Origin of the sequence: Pseudomonas sp. JV414, from assembly GCF_032424305.1 — a bacterium.
Classification (GTDB): Bacteria; Pseudomonadota; Gammaproteobacteria; order Pseudomonadales; family Pseudomonadaceae; genus Aquipseudomonas; species Aquipseudomonas lini.
Genome location: NZ_VYKC01000001.1, coordinates 101,761 through 122,729, shown reverse-complemented (window position 1 = coordinate 122,729; position 20,969 = coordinate 101,761). Strand labels below are relative to the sequence as shown.

Annotated in this window: 20 protein-coding genes and 4 pseudogenes; 18 read left to right on the top strand and 6 right to left on the bottom strand. The window is 57.1% G+C overall.

Features of this window, described 5'->3' with window-relative positions:
• Positions 1–41: 41 nt before the first annotated feature.
• Positions 42–840 (top strand): annotated as a pseudogene (locus F6R97_RS00570) (tyrosine-type recombinase/integrase); the annotation flags it as partial.
• On the opposite strand, the gene F6R97_RS00565 reads toward F6R97_RS00570, so the two are convergent.
• The 4 genes from F6R97_RS00565 to F6R97_RS00550 form a co-directional block, all read right to left on the bottom strand.
• Complete coding sequence (locus F6R97_RS00565; RefSeq protein ID WP_315865811.1) at positions 757–1,785, bottom strand: hypothetical protein; 1,029 nt, start codon at positions 1,783–1,785, stop codon at positions 757–759. The pseudogene F6R97_RS00570 and the gene F6R97_RS00565 sit on opposite strands and share 84 nt — an antisense overlap.
• 170 nt (positions 1,786–1,955) lie before the next feature.
• A complete protein-coding gene (locus F6R97_RS00560) occupies positions 1,956–2,096 on the bottom strand; it encodes a hypothetical protein (protein ID WP_156877856.1) in 141 nt (46 codons plus the stop codon).
• Between the two features lie 127 nt (positions 2,097–2,223).
• Positions 2,224–3,558 (bottom strand): amidase family protein, encoded by a 1,335-nt coding sequence (locus F6R97_RS00555; protein WP_231669731.1) that lies wholly within the window; start codon positions 3,556–3,558, stop codon positions 2,224–2,226.
• Between the two features lie 79 nt (positions 3,559–3,637).
• On the bottom strand, positions 3,638–4,435 hold the full coding sequence (locus tag F6R97_RS00550; protein WP_038983361.1) for an AraC family transcriptional regulator: 798 nt from the start codon (positions 4,433–4,435) through the stop codon (positions 3,638–3,640).
• 102 nt (positions 4,436–4,537) lie between these two features.
• Between F6R97_RS00550 and F6R97_RS00545 the strand changes: the two genes are divergently transcribed.
• The 6 genes and pseudogenes from F6R97_RS00545 (at position 4,538) to F6R97_RS00520 (ending at position 10,593) form a co-directional block, all read left to right on the top strand.
• On the top strand, positions 4,538–5,326 hold the full coding sequence (locus F6R97_RS00545; protein WP_048393480.1) for a crotonase/enoyl-CoA hydratase family protein: 789 nt from the start codon (positions 4,538–4,540) through the stop codon (positions 5,324–5,326).
• Between the two features lie 76 nt (positions 5,327–5,402).
• On the top strand, positions 5,403–6,350 hold the full coding sequence (locus F6R97_RS00540; protein ID WP_050682531.1) for a diiron oxygenase: 948 nt from the start codon (positions 5,403–5,405) through the stop codon (positions 6,348–6,350).
• A 59-nt stretch (positions 6,351–6,409) separates the two neighbouring features.
• On the top strand, positions 6,410–8,317 hold the full coding sequence (gene asnB / locus F6R97_RS00535; RefSeq protein WP_038983363.1) for an asparagine synthase (glutamine-hydrolyzing): 1,908 nt from the start codon (positions 6,410–6,412) through the stop codon (positions 8,315–8,317).
• 54 nt (positions 8,318–8,371) lie between these two features.
• Positions 8,372–9,268, top strand: coding sequence for an EamA family transporter (locus F6R97_RS00530; RefSeq protein WP_038983364.1), 897 nt, complete (start codon positions 8,372–8,374; stop codon positions 9,266–9,268).
• A 91-nt stretch (positions 9,269–9,359) separates the two neighbouring features.
• Positions 9,360–9,580 (top strand): annotated as a pseudogene (locus F6R97_RS00525) (integrase core domain-containing protein); the annotation flags it as partial.
• A gap of 50 nt (positions 9,581–9,630) precedes the next feature.
• Positions 9,631–10,593 carry a helix-turn-helix transcriptional regulator gene (locus F6R97_RS00520; RefSeq protein ID WP_048393485.1) on the top strand — a complete coding sequence of 321 codons (963 nt, stop codon included), beginning with the start codon at positions 9,631–9,633 and terminating at the stop codon, positions 10,591–10,593.
• A 12-nt stretch (positions 10,594–10,605) separates the two neighbouring features.
• Here F6R97_RS00520 and F6R97_RS00515 read toward each other — a convergent pair.
• Together F6R97_RS00515 and F6R97_RS00510 are read right to left on the bottom strand one after the other, a co-directional pair.
• Positions 10,606–10,824 (bottom strand): annotated as a pseudogene (locus F6R97_RS00515) (IS630 family transposase); the annotation flags it as partial.
• 43 nt (positions 10,825–10,867) lie between these two features.
• A pseudogene (locus F6R97_RS00510) lies at positions 10,868–11,260 on the bottom strand (transposase); the annotation flags it as partial.
• A 200-nt stretch (positions 11,261–11,460) separates the two neighbouring features.
• On the opposite strand from F6R97_RS00510, the gene F6R97_RS00505 reads away from it, so the two are divergent.
• The 11 genes from F6R97_RS00505 (at position 11,461) to phzG (ending at position 20,863) form a co-directional block, all read left to right on the top strand.
• Complete coding sequence (locus F6R97_RS00505; RefSeq protein ID WP_038983366.1) at positions 11,461–12,219, top strand: TonB-dependent receptor; 759 nt, start codon at positions 11,461–11,463, stop codon at positions 12,217–12,219.
• Positions 12,216–13,043, top strand: coding sequence for an MFS transporter (locus tag F6R97_RS00500; RefSeq protein ID WP_315865810.1), 828 nt, complete (start codon positions 12,216–12,218; stop codon positions 13,041–13,043). The genes F6R97_RS00505 and F6R97_RS00500 overlap by 4 nt, the downstream gene beginning before the upstream one ends.
• 25 nt (positions 13,044–13,068) lie before the next feature.
• Positions 13,069–13,389, top strand: coding sequence for a hypothetical protein (locus tag F6R97_RS00495; RefSeq protein WP_151152195.1), 321 nt, complete (start codon positions 13,069–13,071; stop codon positions 13,387–13,389).
• Positions 13,390–13,420: 31 nt separating this feature from the next.
• On the top strand, positions 13,421–14,521 hold the full coding sequence (locus F6R97_RS00490) for a hypothetical protein (RefSeq protein ID WP_050682527.1): 1,101 nt from the start codon (positions 13,421–13,423) through the stop codon (positions 14,519–14,521).
• Between the two features lie 65 nt (positions 14,522–14,586).
• Positions 14,587–15,075 carry a PhzA/PhzB family protein gene (locus tag F6R97_RS00485; RefSeq protein WP_038983367.1) on the top strand — a complete coding sequence of 163 codons (489 nt, stop codon included), beginning with the start codon at positions 14,587–14,589 and terminating at the stop codon, positions 15,073–15,075.
• A 20-nt stretch (positions 15,076–15,095) separates the two neighbouring features.
• Positions 15,096–15,584 (top strand): PhzA/PhzB family protein, encoded by a 489-nt coding sequence (locus F6R97_RS00480; protein WP_038983368.1) that lies wholly within the window; start codon positions 15,096–15,098, stop codon positions 15,582–15,584.
• A 23-nt stretch (positions 15,585–15,607) separates the two neighbouring features.
• Positions 15,608–16,810, top strand: coding sequence for a 3-deoxy-7-phosphoheptulonate synthase (locus F6R97_RS00475; protein ID WP_048393487.1), 1,203 nt, complete (start codon positions 15,608–15,610; stop codon positions 16,808–16,810).
• Between the two features lie 15 nt (positions 16,811–16,825).
• Positions 16,826–17,449: an isochorismatase family protein gene (locus F6R97_RS00470; RefSeq protein ID WP_038983370.1), complete on the top strand. Its 624-nt coding sequence runs from the start codon at positions 16,826–16,828 to the stop codon at positions 17,447–17,449.
• 20 nt (positions 17,450–17,469) lie between these two features.
• The gene (locus F6R97_RS00465) at positions 17,470–19,359 is read left to right on the top strand and encodes an anthranilate synthase family protein (protein ID WP_390176078.1); all 1,890 of its coding nucleotides are present in this window, start codon (positions 17,470–17,472) and stop codon (positions 19,357–19,359) included.
• A gap of 2 nt (positions 19,360–19,361) precedes the next feature.
• Positions 19,362–20,198, top strand: a complete 837-nt coding sequence (locus tag F6R97_RS00460; RefSeq protein WP_048393492.1) for a PhzF family phenazine biosynthesis protein — start codon at positions 19,362–19,364, stop codon at positions 20,196–20,198.
• 38 nt (positions 20,199–20,236) lie between these two features.
• Positions 20,237–20,863 (top strand): phenazine biosynthesis FMN-dependent oxidase PhzG, encoded by a 627-nt coding sequence (gene phzG, locus F6R97_RS00455; RefSeq protein ID WP_173667546.1) that lies wholly within the window; start codon positions 20,237–20,239, stop codon positions 20,861–20,863.
• Positions 20,864–20,969: the final 106 nt, after the last annotated feature.

Genomic DNA, 20,969 nt, shown 5'->3' with positions numbered 1-20,969 from the left:
CAATGGATTCCAGAGCTTATGGGGGGCATAATTAGGGGCAAATATCGACTTTTAAAAAACGGTGCCCCCACCGATGCCCCCCAGATAACGCGCCTGTTTTCAGACGAAAACTCAGCGATGCCTTCCCGCTCGCTGACCGAACCCGGCAAACACGCCGACGGCGAAGTCCCTGGTCTCTACTTGGAGGTGAGGGCGTCGAGCAAGGTCGTAAAATCCCCTTCCAAGTCCTGGCGCTTAAAGTATCGGCTGCACGGCAAGGAGAACCGATTCTCGATTGGTGCGTACCCCGACATCGGGCTGAAGGAGGCGCGCGACATTGCCCGCGGTGCATGCCGTGACGTGGCTAACCACATCGCCCCGCTCAAAGCCAAGACCGCCAAGATCGAGACACAGTTGCTCAACGAAGAGCGCACCTTCGGCTACGTGGCCGAGCATTGGTTGGCATTCAAGTCTGCCGAACTGGTGACCAAATCCATCGCGGGTTTCCGCGGAGCTCTGAACAACCACATCTTGCCCGCCATTGGCAAAAAGCCAGTCAGCGAGATCAAGCTGGAGCACATCACCACGATTATCACCGAGCTGCGGCGCCAGCGCACCATCGCCATGGCTCGGCGCGTGCGCCCCATCATCCGTGCAATTTTGGGCTTTGCCGAGGGGCGCGGCTGGGTGGAGCGCAACGTGGCAGTCAGCAACATCGAGGAGTTGAAGATCCGCCACGTCGTCACCAGCAACCCGGCGATCGAAAGGCCAGCCGACCTAGGCAGGTTTCTGCTGCGACTGGATGACTGCAGCAACGGTAGCGTTGCCACCGCAATGCGCTTGCTGGTCATGTTGTCGATCGACATGATCAATCGGAGTCGCCGAACATTCTGACACTGCGTCCCGCACATCGGCGCCAAGTTTGCCAGATTGGCTTATCCGATACAGGTGATCTGCTCCGATTCCCAACTCCACGCAAACCTTGTCAAAGCTGGCTCTTTGAGCCGGATCATTGGGTAAATCAGACAACTGCCAGCCCAGGTCAACACTCTGAATGCTGACAATGCCACCTTCAATTTGCATGCGCCGTGATTCCATTTCATAGCCGTAGCACCAGAAGTTTTGCTCCGAAGAGCCAGGCACGCCTTCATGGAAAAGGGCGGTCAGATAGGGATCGTGGTGGTAGCTATTCATCTGCAATTTGTGAAGCATGCAGATGCTGTAACCATTCGAGTGGATTGAGTAGCGCCCCGACTTTCCAGAGCGCATCACCGGGTACTTGACCAGGTAGTAGCGCCAATCCAGGAGTTCGCTTTCCTCGCATGCGAGGATGAAGTCCTGCTGAACTTGTTGAAGGCTGGCTAGGTCATGGTGGTGTTCCGCCACCAGATCCAGCAGCGTCATCACTACATCGATCAGGTGCTTTTCCGGTTTACCCGTAAAGATCTTCCGCCAAGGTTTCAAATGTGTAGAGCTGCCAAAATCGCAGAAACTGTAGCCTGCCCACCTCGGAGCTCTGCGCGAATAGTCGCCAATGGCAAGCAACGCCCCAGTAATGGCCAGCAAATGCTCATCGGTGTCGAAGAGTGCGTGGAATGCCTCGGCCCGTTCTAGCAGAACGCTTGAGTGCGTGGTCGGCTCCAGGTCGAAAACAGCTATGCAACCGCGAAGCAGCGGGTGATCTTCCAGATTGTGGAGCGTGGAGCGTGGTGCGCAGCTCAGGAAAGGCTTCCAAGAAGATCGCCTTGCGCCTTTCATCCGCTCGCTGCAAAGCGTTAAAAGTAGAAACACCTTTGAGGATGCCATTCACAACGATGAGTCGAACATCAGCCAAAAGCCCAGGCATTTCCGGTCTACGGATATCGGACGCCTCGATCACATTGCGCACTATGCGGATCCTCCGAGGAAAGTCTTCGGTGTGCTCGAGTCGATGCAGTAAGACTGCGGACAGATGAAGTGTATGGGACAAGGTCCATTCACTTGAGCCGCAAGCGGATCAGTTGATGGTTCTCCCAGTTCATGCTAGTGGCGTGGCCCGGCGCGCCAAAGCGCGCGACGAACTCGCGGCCGGCCGCCGCGCCATACTCGCTCAGTTGCAAGATGCGACTCTCTGACATCGCGAGATTCAGCAGTTCATCCAGCTTGTTGCGGTTCGTGAATTTCCGGAAAACCAACGAGGCGACTGTGCAACATCCTTGCGGTACGGTGTTGCACTGCCCGCGTTTTTTTTTACCACAGTGTCCTTCACCCGTTCTTTTGAAGAAGCTCGACGGCTATTCCGACACCCAGTACGTCGTCGTCTCGGCCCTGGAGTGCAGAGATAAGGACCGATGTCGGCAACCCTTGTGGGTCAACTCCAGAGGGAATGGCCAGTCCTGGCATATCGAGGAAGCTGCCGATCATGGTGTAGGCCAGGGTTCGCAGATTAGTGGTGGCGAACAGTGCATCATCTGCCTCCAGCGCAGCGAGCGGTGGAGCGACATGTTTGACGGTCGGCATCAGCAAAATGGCGCCGTTGAGTTCCTCACTGAGTTTCTGCATCAACTCGCTTCGCAACAGCCGAAGCTCGGCTTCGATGGTGGCAGGAAGTGCTGCACTGACGAGCAGTCGGTTGCGAACTCGACGATCCAGACGTAAACCGTCCGGACTTTCCACTATCCCCCCAAGCAAGCGCCAGGCTTCAATGGCCCCCAACCATCCCAGATGTTTGATTGCCTCGCGAGTCCGGCTAACCGAAGCCAGAGCCCTGTAATGAAGATGGGCCCCCGCGCGCTCAAGCAGATCCAGAGTGGCCAGGAAATTTGCGCGGACCGCAGGCTGGAGCTCTGGGTCTTCGAGAATCTGAGTTTCCACTACGAAATGAACGTCCCTTAGGTCAACCGAGGGGTGGCTCGGCCCGGATACGCCACGCATAAGCCGATCCAATGTCACGCAGTCCTGCACGCTGTGGGCAAAGCAGCCCAGGCTGTCGAACGTGACTGCCAGCGGATGAATCCCGCTCATGTCGTATCGATGACTGGAGCCTTTGAACCCTGTCAGGCCGTTGAACGCCGCTGGCACGCGAATGGAACCCGCCGTATCAGTGCCGATGGCAACGCAAACGATACCCCGTTGAACCGCAATCGCTGACCCGGATGAAGAGCCGCCAGGTGCTCGCGCCTCTAGCGGTTTGAAATCCGCCGTGGGCGTGCCGTAATGCGGGTTCAGGCCCAGGCCCGAGTAAGCGAATTCGGTGAGGTTGGTTTTGCCGATCGGGATCATGCCAGCGTTGCGCAGCCGAGCAATAACCGGCGCATCCTGCGTCACTGGCGCCAATTCGTTACGGGTAAGGGAGCCTGCGGTGGTACGGCTGTCAGCCACGTCGATGAGATCCTTCACCGCGAATGGAATGCCGTCCGCAGCATTTAACGTCTCGCCCTGTTGCCGGCGCGCCATGGATTGCCGTGCCGCTGAGAGCGCTTGAGATTCGAGCAGGGATATGAACACATGTTCTGTCATCTCATTCTTGCGCAGCGCCGCGTGGACCAGCTCCAGTGCACTGACATTGCCGTGCTTCAGCGCTTCGATTGTCTCGCTCATTGTTCGCATGGTGACTCTCACTCCGTTGAGATGGCGAATCGAACTGCCAAGGGGCGGTCGTTTTCTCTCGGTCAACCGCTCAGAACATCGATGCGCCTTTGGACTTGGCCAGATAACGCCCCGGTGAATCCCCTAGGTTGCGCCGAAATACCGAGGTAAATGCGCTTGGGCTGCTGTAACCCAGATCAATCGCCACTTCGGTGATAGATGAACCATTGCTTAGTCTGGAGGTTGCTTCCAGCAAACAGACTTGTTGCCGCCAGAATACAAAACTCATGCCGGTCGCTTCCCGAAAACTTCGCGTGAATGTTCGCCGGCTCATGCTCGACCAACTGGCCATTTCACTGATGGAAATATTCTGCGTGGGGGCATCCAGGAATCGATGGCACGATAGGGCCAGTCGAGGTTCCGAAGGCAATGGTGCGCTCAATGGAAGCTCCGACATGGCGCCGATTTCATCCACCAGCAGCGACTGTACGGACTGGCTTCGGATATTGGGCGCTTGCTCCGGGTCGATGGCCAGCGCCGCTTCCAACAGATGCCTGAGCAACGGCGAAACATCGTAGACCTGGCAATGCCCCGGCAAACCAGCACGACTGGCAGCAGCCTCATCGAGGTAAGTATTGATCATGGTCACGTCGCCGCGCATATGCATTTCATGCGACACGCATGCGGGAACCCAAAGCGCTCTTTGAGGCGGGACAACCCAATTCCCCAGATCGGTGAACATCTTCAACGCGCCCGTCGAGGCGTACGCAAATTGACCACGACTGTGCGTGTGCCGCGCAAAAACAGTACCCGAAGAGTACTTGCGCAGGTTCACCACAGCATCGGGGCTTCCATGCTCGTAGGGATCCAGTGTTTGATTTATCGACATGGCCCGATTTTGACAAAAATAGACCTGCTTTAGCAAGCAGGCCAAAATTTTGAGTCATAGAATCGCATCTCCAAAAATGGGGCAATTCGAAGGGAGATTCGAATGACGGTTGTCAGGAACTACTTGGATGTCAGAGTAGAGGGTGCTGTTCTGCTGGTAGGTTTGAATCGACCGCAAAAGCGCAATGCCATGTCACTGGAAATGATGCACGAACTGCGCGAAACATTTTCCAACATCCCCGATGGAGTGGGTGCTGCTGTGATTTACAGCACCAGTCAGCACTTTTGCACCGGTCTCGATTTATCTGAAATCAGAGACCTATCAGTCATCGACAGTGTGCATTCTTTCCGTGAATGGCACGCTACGTTTGACCTTATCCAATTCGGTAAAGTACCGGTGATTGCCGCCATTACAGGCGCAGCCATCGGGGGCGGGCTGGAAATTGCCACGGCTTGCAGTCTGCGCGTAGTGGACGACAGTGCCTTCTTCTCTCTGCCTGAAGGCATGCGTGGCTTGTATGTGGGCGTTGGTGCTTCGGTCCGCTTTCCAAGGATTGCCGGCATTGCCCTGATGACCGACATGATGCTCACCGGACGCACGCTTTACGCTCAAGAAAGCTATGAGCGCGGAATTGCCCAATACCTGGTGCCCACTGGCCAAGTACTTGATAAAGCCATCGTATTGGCGAACAAAGTGGCAAGCAACTTACCAATGACCAACTACGCAGTGACCCACGTCCTGCCGAGGATTGTCGATCAAAGTCAACAAGATGGTCTGGTCACCGAGGCGCTGATTGCCGCCGTAGTTTCATCGGATGCCCGTACCCAGGATCGTCTTGCTGACTTCCTCGACCGTAAAAATAACAAAATTCAAACTGCCCCCACCCTGTAATCCCCGTACGTGATAGTTGCCGAAGCATTCGGCAAGCCCATGGATGGCCATAAAACAATTGTAAAATTGGTGAAAAATGTTTCAACATAGTGTTCAAGATGACCTATATCGAAGCAATGACAGTTCTGACGAACGACTGATCAAAATCGAACGAAGCTGGCACAAGCGAGCACAGATAAAACTCGACTCTCAACGCCCCGAGATCAAACTTGATCTTAATGCTCCTGACTTTCTGGAAACACTGCTTCCTTTCTACGAAGACAGTAACTATAGGCAATACCCTATTGAATTGAAGTTACTCATTCTTTCGGCTGGGTGGATTATCTACAATCAGAAAACGATAGCTATTGAAACCGAGATTATTTGTCCATCGTGCATCGATTTGCTCCACCTTGGTCCGCGACTTAGTTATGCGAGCGCTGCAACAATTTCCGAGACTCTGGCGGACGAAGCTTTTCATACGTTGTTCTCAATCAACATGTGCGAACTGGCCATTACCCAACGTGGCATGAACATCAAATGGCCGGAGCTTGAGTTGACGCGGCATCTGAACCAGGTTCAGGGCACCCTGTCGGAGGCCGATTTCAAAGTCTATCGCCTGGCCTTTTCTCTGGTCTCGGAAACGTTCATCAGCGATTACCTGTCCGACCTGAGTGACTCGCCGCAGATACAACCCGTGTTCCGCCACGCCGTGGCACTCCATAAAAAAGACGAAGTGGTCCACAAACATATCTTCCCAATGTTTGTGCAGCGGATATACGCTGACTTTTGTGAACGTCAAAAAAAGTTGTTCGCCGAGGGCACCGCCAATGCCATTCGTATTTTCCCGATGCGGGAAATAGCCGCGTGGCGAAACATCCTTCCGCAACTGCTTGAGTTACACGGCGATCATTCGTTGTCATTGCCCACTCAGTTCAAGGAATCCGGCGAAGCTGATTACTCCGCCATGCCAGACATCCTCAACTCGATCGGCGCTCAATTGCCAGCCGGGCACACGAGCCCGAGCGTTGCAAAAGAATCTTGAATTGCAGTCTAAACGTCATCTAACTTTTAGCCGCTTATAAAATATCTAGAGTAATTCATATGTGTGGATACATTGGGGTCTTCTCCAAGCAAGCGCGTGCTTTCAACCCGAACATGTTCGATGCCGCCCTGCGAGCGATTCATCACCGTGGCCCGGACAGTTCGAGCCAATGGTTTGACCCGCAAGGTCAAGCAGCCTTCGGTTACGTGCGACTAGGGCTGGTCGGGCTTGGAAACGGGACTCAACCCATCGTCGCCGACGAGGGCGACCTGGTAATGATGGTCAACGGGGAGTTCTACGACTATCAACGGATTCGCAAGGAACTGGAAAGCGTCGGCTGCCGCTTCAAGACATCGTCGGACAGTGAAATCGCGATGCACCTGTACCGTCGACACGGCGTGCGCGGTCTCAAGCAATTGCGTGGCGAATTTACCATTTTAATTTTCGATCGCCTGCGCAAGATGCTGTTTGCCGTGCGTGATCGCGTCGGGGTCAAACCGCTGTATTACACCGAGCATGAGGGGGCCTGGTATTTCGCCTCTGAAGTGAAGGCCTTGCTCGCGGCCGGTGTTCCGGCGCAATGGGACCATGAAGCCTACGCCAACCGGGGCTTCATCCTGCGAGACCGGACGCTTTTCAAGAATATCCGCAGCGTAAAACCGGGCTGCTGGATCATCGCGGACAGCAGTGGCCTACAAACCGAACAGTATTGGGATTGGGACTTCCCTACGAGCGACACGGCTGGCAGCAACCAGTCTGAAGCCCAGATGATCGAGTCCCTGCGCCATACCATTGAAGAGTCGGTACGTCTGCGACTGCACGCTGACGTACCGGTGGGCGTGTGCCTGAGCGGCGGCCTCGATTCATCGGCCATGTTGGGGATCGCAACCGAGCTGACCGGCAAACCTCTGGAGGCGTTCCACCTGTCTTTCGAAGGCGCAGAAGGTTTTGACGAACGCGAGTACGCAGAAATAGCCGCCCAGCATAATCGGGCCAACCTGCATGTGTTGTCGGTCAACTCGTCCGACATGGCCGATAACTTCGAAAACGCCCTCTGGCATGCGGAGATGCCTTTCGCCAATGCCCACAGCGTCGCCAAGTACCTGCTGTGCAAGTTTGTTCAGAAACAAGGCATGCGTGCTGTACTTACCGGTGAAGGCGCCGACGAGGTTTTCGGCGGTTATCCTCATTACCGACGCGATATGGTGCTCTACAACCATGAGCATCAGGACCCGGGCGTCATCGCTGCATTGGCCAAACGCCTGCATGAAAGCGAAAACCGCTACCTGGAAGGCGGCACCGGCGGCGTTGACTGGGTACACAAGGAGCTAGGTCACGGCGTGTCTTGGCTCGAAACCCAGGCCGCGCTGTTTAGCCCGCTTGCGCAACTGTACAGTGATGACTTCCGTGAGCGTTTCTGTGACGTGGATGCCTATCGCCAGTTCTATGACCGTTTGAGCCCTAGAGCTCTCAATGGTTGGGAACCCGTGAACCGTTCGCTGTACATGGTCGCCAAATCCAGTCTGCCCAACGTGGTACTGACCTCCCTGGGTGATCGCATGGAAATGGCTGGCAGCCTGGAAGGTCGTCCGCCTCTGCTCGATCACCGGGTGATCGAAGCTGCGTGCCGTCTCCCAGTCTCGATGAAAGTCCGTGGCGCCACTGAGAAATACGCACTGCGTGAGGCTATGCGGCCATACGTTCCTCAGGCCGTGTATGACCGTAAGAAACAGTACTTCCGTGCACCACCTGCCGCCCAGAGCCCGCAGTCGAAACTGTATGAAATGATGCACGACGTACTCAACGGCCCGGCACTGAGCCAGGTTCCATTCTTCGACCCGGTCAAGGTTCGCGGCCTGCTGGCCAAACTGCCTTCGCTATCACCGGCACAGCGTGCATCGGCAGATAACCTTCTGATGGAAATCACAGGGCTTTGCCTGATGCAAAAGCGGTTCACATTGAACTGATTGGAATGCGGCATACCGCTACCGCGGTATGCCGCTTAACGTGAGGCTAGTAACATGCAGAAAAAACATTTGGTGCTGGCGATATTGGTCACCCTGGTGTGGGGAGTTAACTTTCCAATCACCAAGCTGGGATTACGCTCGATCGATCCCTTTGTGTTAACTGGTATACGCTTTGCACTCGCCGCCATACCCTTGGTGTTCTTCATAAAACGCCCCGCCATCAAGTTCAGCTATGTCGCCGCCTACGGCTTCATTTTTGGATTGGGTATGTGGGGCGTGATCAACTATGGCATTCAGGTCGGCGTCAGCCCCGGTATTGCTTCGCTGATCATCCAGCTCAGCGTGTTCTTCACCATGGGTTGGGGGGCGTTACTGTTCAAAGAGAAGCTTCGCGGTGCTCAGTTTCTCGGTGCGCTGCTGGCATTGGTTGGGTTGGCAGGCATCATTTCTACCCAGCAAGGGGAGCACGCGATACTTGGAGTACTGCTGATTGTGCTGAGTGCCGTCGCATGGAGCATCGGCAACGTCATTATCAAGAAATCCGGTGTCAAAGAGATCTTTTCATTTATGGTCTGGGCCAGTCTGTTTCCACCCATCCCACTCTTCTTCATCGCCTGGCTCATGCAGGGTGCCGCGCCCTTTGAGAACCTGCAAAGCAGTCTCGACCTGACGGCTGTGCTATCGATTATTTTCCAGGTTTATCTGGCCACACACTTTGCCTATTGGGGATGGAACTCGCTGTTGAAGCTTTATCCTGTTTCAACAGTGGCACCGCTATCGTTGCTGATTCCGGTATTCGGCATCGGCAGTTCGATGCTGATTATCGGCGAACACATCTCGACACCTAACTTGATTTCAATTGCGATCATCATTTTGGGATTGGCAGTCGGCCTCTATCGTAAGTCCCCTGGCACAATCAACGCCGCCCCGGCTGCGCAGTCGGGTCAATGAATTATTCACAGAAAGTCGCAGTGCTGCAGGCAGCCGCAGCATCTTGTCGATGATGCGTGACGACGGTGAGCAACTGAGCCGGTTCAAGGTGCGAGGAAATTGCTGGGACATGCGCCGATGGAGCGTGTGTTCCGGAGTTTGAAAACCGAATGGATACCAACCACGGGTTACCGAACGGCCCAAGAGGCCCAACGCGACACCAGTCATTTCTTGATGCGTCGGTACAACTGGATTCGGCCCCATCAATTCAACGCTGGGCTCGCGCCAGCTCAGGCCGAGAAAAAACTTAACGTCGTGTCCGTGATTAGTTGACTACTACACCCACCCGTTCTTGGATAAGAGCAACACAAGGAATGATGAAAATGAGTTATCGATTTTCTTCCACGGATAGGGAGGCACCTTCTTGCTTGGGTCAATCGCCTTGGCAACGCTCTCAATTTCCGGAAAGCCTGGGAACCTGTTTTACTGACTATCTGACGTTCGAGGACGGCTTGGCTGTAGCCTACTCCAATTTCAATCCCCACGATGATTTAGTGGAAACCGGCTCGTTTGAGGGTGAGCGCTCCTTGACGGTGGCGATTGCTCTTTCGGGACAATCAAGTAGTACCGGCAAAGACGGGCAGCGTTTCGACTTCATCTGCGGCCATAGCACCGTCTCCACCTATGGTAGTTTGCGTGGCGAGCGGAGCTATCCGGCCAAACAGGCTATCCGCCAGTTACGTCTGATCGCCAAGACGCCGCTGCTACAGCGGTACGGGCTGGAATACTTGCTCGACGGTACTGTTAAAGACCTGTCGGCCAAAAAACTATTCTGCGGCAAGTATGGCGCGGCCACGCAAAGGCTGGCCGACTCGCTGGTTCACCTGCACGACCATTCTGGAGGGCTGCTTGATATCCACATTACCGCGCTCGGGCTATTGTCCGAGCAAATCCGACCGTTTGCACCTGCACCAACTCGCACCCAGAGCAGGGTCAATTCGAAAGATCAGGACGTGATGCTGAGTGCGCGGGATATCTTGATGAGCCAATTCGACCGGCCATTAACCGTGAGTTATCTATGCGCTACGCTGGGCACCAACGAATTCAAGCTCAAAGAGGGGTTTCGTAAGGTGTTTGGTACCAGCCCGCACCGTATGCTAACAGACATCCGGATGAGGAAGGCCTGGGAACTTCTGGAGGCAGGGATGTATGTTTCCACAGTGGCATACAAGGTCGGGTTTCAGCACTTATCGAGCTTCAGTACTGCGTTCGAAAAGTATTACAAGCTCACACCCAAGTCATTGCTGAGTGCAAGACGAAAGGTGCATGAACCGAGTGACTCCTAGTGAGCTGAGCGGTTAATCCATTAATTTATTTTTCATCACGCTCAGCTTCGCTTTATACGCCGAGCTAATGATGATCTCAGCCGTTTTATTTCATGTGAACGGCTTGGCTGAATGCTCATTGTGAGCCTCGATAAATTGGTTGGTCACTGCCTTCAGGTCCGCAACGCTGGCGAAAGCGCCCCGGTACAGCGCTCGTCTTTCCAGTTGCGCGAACCAGCCTTCCACAGCATGTTGGGCTGATTGAAAACTGCCCCAATAAAGGTTGTCAGCTTTCAAGCCGCTCAATATCAGGAGTCCGGCGTCTGAGACGCTGGGCGTAGGAACACAAGCGGGTGACTTCAAACACCTTGCACAGCCAAGCAACCGGCTCGTGGACGCTCAGCTGGTCAATCAGCGCGAACGCTCGTGATCTTCGCGGTAGCCTTTTTTAATATCGATTTTTCCCGTTCAAGGCGAGCGATCCGGGCTTCCAACTCCTGGGTTTTCTGCTGTTCCGGTGTCAGCGCTTTGCTCTGTGGGGTAACGCCTTGGCATTCCTTCTGAACTTGATCAACCCAACGGCGCAAGGCCGATTCGCCGACATCGAATGAACGGCTGGCTTCGATGAAACTGTAGTTTTGCTTGAGTACGAGGTCGCGGCCTCGCGTTTGAATTCAGCGGAAAACACACGGCGTTGCGGTCATCTGACACCTCGGCTTGGCGAGCATTCTCGCCGAAATGGGTGCCGGTTTTATTAGACCACCACAGGGGATCCGAAATGCCAAACAGATAATCCGGATCACCAAATAAGTGTAACAAGATTTAATCGCACTGACATTTTATAGTGGCCCGACCTTAATTAGTGCCTCTTTCGGCCTTGGCTATCACATGAGTTATGCCCCCGAGGCGGTGCTCTGCACTGTTTTCGTTGCCTTGCCTGTCCTTGCCTGCCCTGCGGTAGTGTTTGTAGAGACCTCTTCGGATATCACCGAAAATGCAACCGTCATTGCCCTGCCCTCTGTGATCGCGAGTGCCGACAAGATCGAGCGACCACTGGAAATGGTACCGGCCAGTGTTGCGGTGATTGATTCGGTGTCTCTGTTCACTCACTGGAACGTACCGCTCAGCGGTGACCGGAGCGTCTCGGCAGGCGCGCGTATCGAGCGTATGTCGGCGGACATAACCCCCACCGGCGTCGATCACAGTAGCCGAGGCTGGACGTACGTCTCTCCCAGGCTGAGTCTGCATTACCAGATCCCCCCCTCCAACCAGTGGTACATCAGTGCTAGCCGTGGGGTACGCGCAGTTGGCTACAACATCTTTGTCTCGAGTCTGAACTACCCCTCTTATTCACGGGAGGATATCTGGTCTTACAGAACTGGGCTCAAAGGCTTGGCTCTGGACAAACAGTTGCGTTACTCGCTCGCCGCCTACGTGATGAAAGTCGACAACATGCAGATGCAGCCGGCAGTGGGCGTGATCTACACCGCCAGCGCCGCCAAGGTCACGTCCAAGGGCGTGGACCTTGACCTGGACTGTCTACTCGGCGGCGGCTGGCAAATGACCGGAGGACTGGCCTTCAACCACACTACCTACGACAGCTTTCAGGACGGCGCGACCAACGGCACATCTGAGACTCGGCGATGAATACAGCTTCCTGGTTGCCACGACAATTGTTGACTCATTGGCTCAATCTGGCACTGACGGTGCCATTGATCTATCAGCTCATCGGCCTTCCGCTGATGATGCGCGAACACGACTGGAGCGGCACGCAGATAGGTTTGATGCAGATGACGGGGGTGCCGGCGCTGGGCAAGCTCTTGCTGGCAACACCCGTCGACTGTTGGCAACTAGGCTGGGACAGCTATTGCAATTGGGGCATGCTGCTGGCCGTGGGCTATATCGGTGCCCTGCCGCTGGGCGCTCATGACCTAACTGATACGCCGTTTGCGTTGCTGTTCGTGCTCGCCATGTCAGTCAGCCTGTTCGGCACTTGGGTCGATATGCCGGTCAACGCACTGACGATCCGAATTCTGCCGCAGACTCAGCACATGCAGGCTGGTGCGATTCGTTCGACAGCTACCTGTCTGGGTGCAATCGTCGGCGGTGGTCTGATGCTGATCTTGTACAACCACATGGGCTGGGCCAGTCCGTTCTATGCAGCCGGCCTCAACACCCCTCCCCCCCGAAGGCCACGACATGTCGATGCCACGGACAAGCGCCCGGCAATGGCTGGAGTGGTCTTAGGTGCCCCGGCACCGCGTCTGGACCGTACTACTGATATTTTATTTCCCGTTGATCGACACCGTATGGGTGTTCCTCAAATCACTGAAGCTCGACCAGGGTTTCAGCCCGGAACGCATTGCACAGTTGGTCGGCGTGGGCGGAGGGATAGTGGCTGCTGTGCCCAGTTTGGCTGGTGGCTACATATCGTGCAAATGGGAAGTACGCGTTGCGTTGCCTTTGTTTGATGCTTGCAACCTGCTGGCACTCGGGATGATGGCGGCAAGCACGCTGCCGGGCTGGAGCCCTGACGCAATGGGTGCCTCGGACGGCCTGGTATTCGGCCTGATGATGTACCACGTACGGCCAGGGTTGTTGGCGATGGATTACGGCATCCAATCGAGTCTGTTCGTGATGAGTCGCACCTTGTTGCCAATACTGGCCGGCGTATTGCTGGACCATTTGGGCTATTCCAGCATGTTCGCCTACCTATTGGCCTCCCTTGGCCTAATGCTGGCGTACCTGCTCGGCTGGAGCCGTCGCGCACAGGCTGCTCCAGACAGCCTGAAGCCCCGCACACAGCCGGCTGAATAATACACCGTGACTTCTTCAAGGAGACTACCAGATGCAACAGCTTGAAACGCTGGGCGCTATCGCCCAACTAACTCCCATTGAGCGTGTCCGTGAGGTCGCGGCACAGCACGCGTTAAACGCTGACCAGCAATGCTTGCTGGCCCAGGAAGTAGTCGATGCATTGACGGTCGCCGGTTTTGCACGTTACTTCGTGCCAAGGGAACAGGGCGGGCAACCTGGCACTTTTGCCGACCTTTCGCATCGGGTCATGACGCTGGCCAAGGCATGCCCTTCCGCTGCCTGGTATGCCGTAATCCAAGCGGTAGCAGGACGCATGGCAGCGTATCTTCCGGTAAAGGCGCAAAGAGAGATTTGGGGGAACAGCCAGGATGTGCGCATCTCTGCCTCGTTCCGCTCTACCGGTAAGGTGGAGGCCGTCGAGGGTGGCTGGCGCTTGACGGGTACATGGCATTACCTGTCGGGCATTGACTTCGCCAATTGGGCCTTGCTGTGCATTGAGGTCGATGATGGGGAGCAACTCTTTGCCGCGATTCCCGCCGACACCTGGGAGGTGCTCGACAATTGGCAAACTCTGGGTATGCGGGGCACAGGCAGTCGCTCGATCAACTTGGACGGGATAATTGTACCGGCCCACATGACCTTTGCTAGAGCCGATCTGCTCAGGGGCTGTTCTCGCCATGCGCAAGGGCTGCAATACCAGGCCTCACCGATTGCCGCCGACGCCCAGTTGTTTTTGGCCTGTGGTCTTGGGGCTGCATGGCATTGCCTCGAACAGTGGCGAGACAGTCTGCCCGCCGAGGCATCGGACGAAACGGCCATGGCTTATGCCAGCGCAGAGAGTGCACTGAAGGCTTGTGACCTGTTGCTGCACAACAGCTGCCAGGCGATTGACCAAGGCAAATTGCCGCCACTGCAAATAGGACGTTGCGCCCGCGATGCGGCCTTCGCAGCGCAACTGCTTCTGGACGCCGTCAACCGTATCTTCCGCTTGAGCGGCGCACAAGCTCACTACAGCAGCAACCTGATCCAGAAAAGCTGGCGTGATGTGCAAACGCTAACTTCGCACATTGCGTTGCGGCCCGACTTCAACTTCATCAGCTATACCCGGCATGTCTTGGCGAACAGGTCATAGCTTACCGTCCACGATTACACCCCCAAGGTCCCCCCACGGAACCAGTAGATGTCGAGGCTCATACCATGCAGGACTACAAACGACTGAAAGGGTTCGCTGACAACCTGGAGTTGCGTCGGATCAATCGCACAACGGTCGAGAATTACATGCGCATGAAGGGTGCCGAGAGACTGCAGCGCCACACCTTGTTCAGTGAGGATGGCTGCGGCGGAAACTGGACCACCGAAACAGGCGTGCCCCTGATTTTCCGGGGCTGGAATAGCTTGGCACGACTTGCCGAGTGGCTCGAGAAATGCTTCCCCGACTGGGAATGGCACAACGTACGGATCTTCGAGACCGACGACCCGAATCATATTTGGGTGGAGTCCGACGGGCGCGGCAAGGTGCTTATCCCGGGTTATCCGGAAGGCTATTGCGAGAACCACTACCTCCACTCTTTCGAACTCGATAACGGCAGGATCAGGCGCAACCGTGAATTCATGAACTCGGTGCAGAAGTTTCATGCACTAGGAATACCCATGCCGCAGATAAAGCGTGACGGCATTCCCACTTAGACATCAAAGGAGTATTGATAATGTTTGACACAATCAGCCAACCCGACTTCAGTGACGCGTCCGAACTTCGCGAGAAGAATCGCACCACCGTCGAGACCTACATGAATACCAAGGGTCAGGACCGCCTGCGTCGACATGAGTTGTTCCTCGAGGACGGTAGTGGTGGTTTATGGACTACCGATACCGGCGCACCGATTGTGATCAGCGGCAAACATAAACTCGCGGAGCATGCTGTCTGGTCGCTCAAATGTTTTCCCGACTGGGAATGGTACGACATCAAGATATTCGGTACCGACGACCCCAATTATTTCTGGGTCGAGTGCAAAGGTCACGGCAAGATCCTCTTTCCCGGCTACCCCGAGGGGTACTACGAGAACCACTTCCTGCATTCCTTCGAACTGGATAATGGCAAGATCAAGCGCAATCGCGAATTCATGAATGTTTTCCAACAGTTGCGCGCGCTGAGTATTCCGGTACCCCAAATCAAGCGCGAAGGCATTCCTACTTAATCACTCAGGAAAGTGATCGCATCATGGAAGATATACTGAAACGGGTTCTAAGTTGTGAAGCGTTCCAACAGCCTCAATGGAGCGAGCCCTCACAACTGCATGACGCGCAGGCCTACCTCAGGGACAGCGCGTCACTGATTCGAGTAGAGGACATCCTGGTGCTGCGCGCCACATTGGCGCGTGTAGCGGCAGGCGAAGCAATGATCATCCAGTCCGGTGACTGCGCCGAGGACATGGATGAAAGTGCTCCCAGCCATGTAGCCTGCAAAGCCGCGGTACTGGACATCCTGGCCGGTGCGTTCCGGCTGGTGACCCAGCAACCGGTGGTACGGGTGGGGCGGATTGCCGGGCAGTTTGCCAAGCCCCGTTCCAACAATAGCGAACGCATTGGCGATGTCGAGTTGCCAGTATATCGCGGCGACATGGTCAACGGCCGCGAGGCCGTCTGCGGCCATCGCCAGCATGATGCGCAACGCCTGGTTCGAGGCTATCGCGCCGCGCAGGACATCATGCAACACCTGGGCTGGAAAGAACCGGCAGGCCAGGAGCAACTCAACGGCTCTCCCGCCTGGACCAGCCACGAAATGCTGGTGCTCGACTACGAACTGCCACAACTGCGCCGGGATGAACAAGGCCGGGTGTTTCTCGGTTCGACGCATTGGCCATGGATCGGCGAGCGTACCCGTCAACTGACGGGTGCCCATGTGGCACTGCTCAGTGAAGTCCTCAATCCGGTAGCGTGCAAGGTTGGCCCGGACATCACCCAAGACCAGTTGCTGAGCCTGTGCGAGCGCCTGGACCCCAAACGCGAACCTGGCCGGCTGACCCTGATTGCCCGCATGGGCGCCCACAAGGTCGCCGATCGCCTGCCACCTCTGGTTGAAGCGGTGCGCCACGCCGGCCACAAGATCATCTGGCTGAGCGACCCGATGCACGGCAACACCATCGTCGCGCCCTGCGGCAACAAAACCCGCATGGTGCAGACCATCACCGAGGAAATCACCGCCTTCAAGCACGCCGTGAACACGGCCGGGGGCGTGGCCGCTGGCCTGCACCTGGAAACCACCCCTGACGACGTCAGCGAGTGCGCCTCCGATGCCGCCGGCCTTAGCCAGGTCGCCAGCCACTACAAAAGCCTGTGCGACCCGCGTCTGAATCCGTGGCAGGCCATTACTGCGGTGATGGCCTGGAAAAACCTGCCCTCCTCCACCCTTGCTTCCCTTTGACTGGAGTTTGTCGCCATGACCGGCATTCCATCGATCGTCCCTTACGCGCTGCCTACTTCCCGCGACCTGCCCCCCAACCTCGCACAATGGCGCATCGACCCTGAACGCGCCGTGCTACTGGTGCATGACATGCAGCGCTACTTTCTGCGGCCCTTGCCCGACGCCTTGCGTGAAGAAGTGGTGTGCAATGCCGCACGCATTCGCCAGTGGGCTGCCGACAACGGCGTGCCGGTGGCCTACACCGCCCAACCCGGCAGCATGAGCGAGGAGCAACGCGGGCTGCTCAAGGACTTCTGGGGCCCAGGCATGAAGGCCAGCCCCACCGACCGCGAGGTGGTCGACGCCCTGACACCCAAGCCCGGTGACTGGCTGTTGACCAAGTGGCGCTACAGCGCGTTCTTCAACTCCGACTTGCTGGAGCACATGCGCACCAACGAGCGCGATCAGTTGATCCTGTGCGGGGTGTACGCCCATGTCGGAGTGCTGATTTCTACCGTGGATGCCTACTCCAACGATATCCAGCCCTTCCTCGTTGCCGACGCCATCGCCGACTTCAGCAAGGCGCACCACTGGATGGCTATTGAATACGCTGCCAGCCGTTGCGCTATGGTCATCACCACCGACGAGGTGGTGTCATGAGCCAAACTGCCGCCCGCCTCATGGAGCGTATCCTGCAACCGGCGCCCGAGCCGTTTGCCCTATTGTACCGCCCGGAATCCAACGGACCCGGCCTGCTGGATGTGCTGATAGGGAAAATGTCTGAGCCACAGGTCCTGGCCGATATCGACTTGCCTGCCACCTCGATCGGCGCACCTCGCCTGGATGTGCTTACGCTGATTCCCTACCGCCAGATTGCCGAACGGGGCTTCGAGGCAGTGGACGATCAGTCGCCGCTGCTGGCGATGAAAATCACCGAGCAGCAATCCATCGGTATCGAACAGTTGCTGGGGTTGCTGCCCAACGTGCCGATCCAGTTGAACAGCGAACGCTTCGACCTCAGCGACGCGAGCTACGCCGAGATCGTCAGCCAGGTGATTGCTGACGAAATCGGCTCAGGAGAAGGCGCAAACTTCGTGATCAAGCGTACCTTCCTGGCCGAGATTAGCGAGTACGGCCCGGCCAGTGCGCTGTCGTTCTTTCGCCATCTGCTGGAGCGGGAAAAAGGCGTCTACTGGACCTTCATCATCCACACCGGCAGCCGCACCTTCGTCGGTGCGTCCCCCGAGCGCCACATCAGCGTCAAGGATGGGCTCGCGGTGATGAACCCCATCAGTGGCACTTACCGCTATCCGCCCGCCGGGCCTAACCTAACAGAAGTCATGGACTTTCTGGCCGACCGCAAAGAGGCCGACGAGCTGTATATGGTGGTCGATGAAGAGCTGAAAATGATGGCGCGCATTTGTGAAGACGGCGGCCACGTCCTCGGCCCTTACCTCAAGGAAATGGCACACCTGGCCCACACCGAGTACTTCATCGAAGGCAAGACCCGTCGTGATGTACGGGAAATCCTACGAGAAACCCTGTTCGCCCCCACCGTCACCGGCAGCCCACTGGAGAGCGCCTGCCGGGTGATCCAGCGCTATGAGCCGCAAGGCCGCGCGTACTACAGCGGCATGGCTGCACTGATCGGCAGCGATGGCAAAGGCGGACGCTCCCTGGACTCGGCGATCCTGATTCGCACCGCCGACATCGATAACAGCGGCCAGGTGCGGATCAGTGTGGGCTCGACCATCGTACGTCACTCCGAACCGATGACCGAGGCCGCCGAAAGCCGGGCCAAAGCCGCCGGCCTGATTGCCGCACTGAAAAACCAGCAGCCCTCGCGCTTCGGCAGCCACCTGCAAGTGCGTGCGGCATTGGCCAGCCGCAATGCCTACGTCTCGGACTTCTGGCTGATGGACAGCCAGCAGCGGCAACAGACCCAGGCCGACTTCAGTGGGCGCCAGGTGCTGATCGTCGACGCCGAAGACACCTTCACCTCAATGATCGCCAAGCAACTGCGGGCCCTGGGCCTGGTGGTGACGGTGTGCAGTTTCAGCGACGACTACAGCTTTGATGGCTACGACCTGGTGATCATGGGCCCCGGTCCCGGTAACCCGAGCAGTATCCAACTGCCGAAAATCGACCATCTGCACGTTGCCATCCGTTCCTTGCTCAGCCAGCAGCGGCCGTTCCTCGCGGTGTGCCTGAGTCATCAGGTGTTGAGCCTGTGCCTGGGCCTGGAGCTGCAACGCAAGGCCATTCCCAACCAGGGCGTACAAAAACAAATCGACCTGTTTGGCAGCGCCGAACGGGTGGGTTTCTACAACACCTTCGCCGCCCAGAGCTCAAGTGACCGCCTGGACATCAACGGTATCGGCACCGTCGAGATCAGCCGCGACAGCGCGACCGGCGAGGTACATGCCCTGCGTGGGCCGTCGTTTGCCTCCATGCAGTTTCACGCCGAGTCACTACTGACCCAGGAAGGCCCGCGCATCATCGCCGACCTGCTGCGCCACGCCCTCATCCACACACCTGTCGACAGCAACGCTTCGGCCGCCGGGAGATAACCATGCACAAATACGTCATCATCGACGCCTTTGCCAGCGTCCCGCTGGAAGGCAATCCGGTCGCGGTGTTCTTTGACGCCGATGACTTGCCGGCCATACAAATGCAACGCATCGCCCGGGAGATGAACCTGTCGGAAACCACCTTCGTGCTCAAGCCACGTAACGGCGGTGATGCACTGATCCGGATCTTCACCCCGGTCAACGAGTTGCCCTTCGCCGGGCACCCGCTACTGGGCACGGCCATTGCCCTGGGCGCTCACACCGACAATCACCGGCTGTACCTGGAAACCCAGATGGGCACCATCGCCTTTGAACTGGAGCGCCAGAACGGCAGCGTCATCGCCGCCAGCATGGACCAGCCGATACCGACCTGGACGGCCCTGGGGCGCGACGCCGAATTGCTCAAGGCCCTGGGTATCAGCGACTCGACCTTTCCCATCGAGATCTATCACAACGGCCCGCGCCATGTGTTTGTCGGCCTGCCAAGCATCGCCGCATTGTCGGCCCTGCACCCTGACCATCGCGCCCTGTCCAGCTTCCACGACATGGCCATCAATTGTTTTGCCGGCTCGGGACGGCGTTGGCGCAGCCGGATGTTCTCGCCGGCCTATGGCGTGGTCGAGGATGCAGCCACGGGCTCCGCTGCCGGGCCCTTGGCGATTCATCTGGCGCGCCATGGCCAGGTCGAGTTCGGCCAGCAGGTCGAGATTCTCCAGGGTGTGGAAATCGGACGTCCTTCGCTGATGTTCGCCAGGGCCGAGGGCCGCGCCGATCAACTGACGCGGGTCGAAGTCTCCGGCAATGGCGTCACGTTCGGACGGGGGACCATCGTTCTATGAACAGTTCAGTACAAGGCAAGCCGCTGCTGGGTAAAGGCATGTCGGAATCCCTCACCGGCACTCTGGATGCGCCGTTTCCCGAATACCAATCACTGCCCGACGAACCCATGACCGTGCTGCGCAACTGGCTGGAGCGCGCACGCCGCGTAGGCATTCGCGAGCCCAAGGCGCTGGCGCTCGCCACAGCCGACAGCCAGGGCCGGCCCTCTACGCGGATCGTGGTGATCAGTGAGATCAGCGAGCGTGGTGTTGTGTTTGCCACCCATGCCGACAGCCAGAAAGGCCGTGAACTGACGCAAAACCCTTGGGCTTCGGGGGTGCTGTATTGGCGCGAAACCAGCCAGCAGATCATTCTCAATGGTATCGCCGAGCGCCTCCCGGAAGAGCGCGCCGACGCCCAGTGGTTGAGCCGCCCGTACGCAACCCACCCCATGTCGGTTGCCTCGCGGCAGAGCGAAGAACTCACCGACATCCAGTCCCTACGTACGGAAGCTCATCGTCTGGCAGAAAGCGGCGGCCCGCTACCGCGTCCGCCGAGCTACTGCCTATTCGAGCTGTGCCTGGAGTCAGTTGAATTCTGGGCCAACGGCAGCGAGCGGTTGCATGAGCGGTTGCGCTATGACCGCAGTGCAGAGGGATGGAGACACCGGAGGTTGCAGCCGTAGAGACGGCGTCGCAAACGGCTATGCATTTGCTCCGACGTTCCTTGCTCGCTCCAGCGTTGAGACCTCAACAGTAACTCGCGAGGCCATAGATCACAACCAAAACGAG

Coding starts and splice junctions, on each gene's coding strand:
- F6R97_RS00565 (WP_315865811.1), bottom strand. CDS start 1,785: ATGGCATCCTCAAAGGTGTTTCTACTTTTAACGCTTTGCAGCGAGCGG.
- F6R97_RS00560 (WP_156877856.1), bottom strand. CDS start 2,096: ATGTCAGAGAGTCGCATCTTGCAACTGAGCGAGTATGGCGCGGCGGCC.
- F6R97_RS00555 (WP_231669731.1), bottom strand. CDS start 3,558: ATGAGCGAGACAATCGAAGCGCTGAAGCACGGCAATGTCAGTGCACTG.
- F6R97_RS00550 (WP_038983361.1), bottom strand. CDS start 4,435: ATGTCGATAAATCAAACACTGGATCCCTACGAGCATGGAAGCCCCGAT.
- F6R97_RS00545 (WP_048393480.1), top strand. CDS start 4,538: ATGACGGTTGTCAGGAACTACTTGGATGTCAGAGTAGAGGGTGCTGTT.
- F6R97_RS00540 (WP_050682531.1), top strand. CDS start 5,403: ATGTTTCAACATAGTGTTCAAGATGACCTATATCGAAGCAATGACAGT.
- asnB (WP_038983363.1), top strand. CDS start 6,410: ATGTGTGGATACATTGGGGTCTTCTCCAAGCAAGCGCGTGCTTTCAAC.
- F6R97_RS00530 (WP_038983364.1), top strand. CDS start 8,372: ATGCAGAAAAAACATTTGGTGCTGGCGATATTGGTCACCCTGGTGTGG.
- F6R97_RS00520 (WP_048393485.1), top strand. CDS start 9,631: ATGAGTTATCGATTTTCTTCCACGGATAGGGAGGCACCTTCTTGCTTG.
- F6R97_RS00505 (WP_038983366.1), top strand. CDS start 11,461: ATGAGTTATGCCCCCGAGGCGGTGCTCTGCACTGTTTTCGTTGCCTTG.
- F6R97_RS00500 (WP_315865810.1), top strand. CDS start 12,216: ATGAATACAGCTTCCTGGTTGCCACGACAATTGTTGACTCATTGGCTC.
- F6R97_RS00495 (WP_151152195.1), top strand. CDS start 13,069: ATGATGGCGGCAAGCACGCTGCCGGGCTGGAGCCCTGACGCAATGGGT.
- F6R97_RS00490 (WP_050682527.1), top strand. CDS start 13,421: ATGCAACAGCTTGAAACGCTGGGCGCTATCGCCCAACTAACTCCCATT.
- F6R97_RS00485 (WP_038983367.1), top strand. CDS start 14,587: ATGCAGGACTACAAACGACTGAAAGGGTTCGCTGACAACCTGGAGTTG.
- F6R97_RS00480 (WP_038983368.1), top strand. CDS start 15,096: ATGTTTGACACAATCAGCCAACCCGACTTCAGTGACGCGTCCGAACTT.
- F6R97_RS00475 (WP_048393487.1), top strand. CDS start 15,608: ATGGAAGATATACTGAAACGGGTTCTAAGTTGTGAAGCGTTCCAACAG.
- F6R97_RS00470 (WP_038983370.1), top strand. CDS start 16,826: ATGACCGGCATTCCATCGATCGTCCCTTACGCGCTGCCTACTTCCCGC.
- F6R97_RS00465 (WP_390176078.1), top strand. CDS start 17,470: ATGGAGCGTATCCTGCAACCGGCGCCCGAGCCGTTTGCCCTATTGTAC.
- F6R97_RS00460 (WP_048393492.1), top strand. CDS start 19,362: ATGCACAAATACGTCATCATCGACGCCTTTGCCAGCGTCCCGCTGGAA.
- phzG (WP_173667546.1), top strand. CDS start 20,237: ATGTCGGAATCCCTCACCGGCACTCTGGATGCGCCGTTTCCCGAATAC.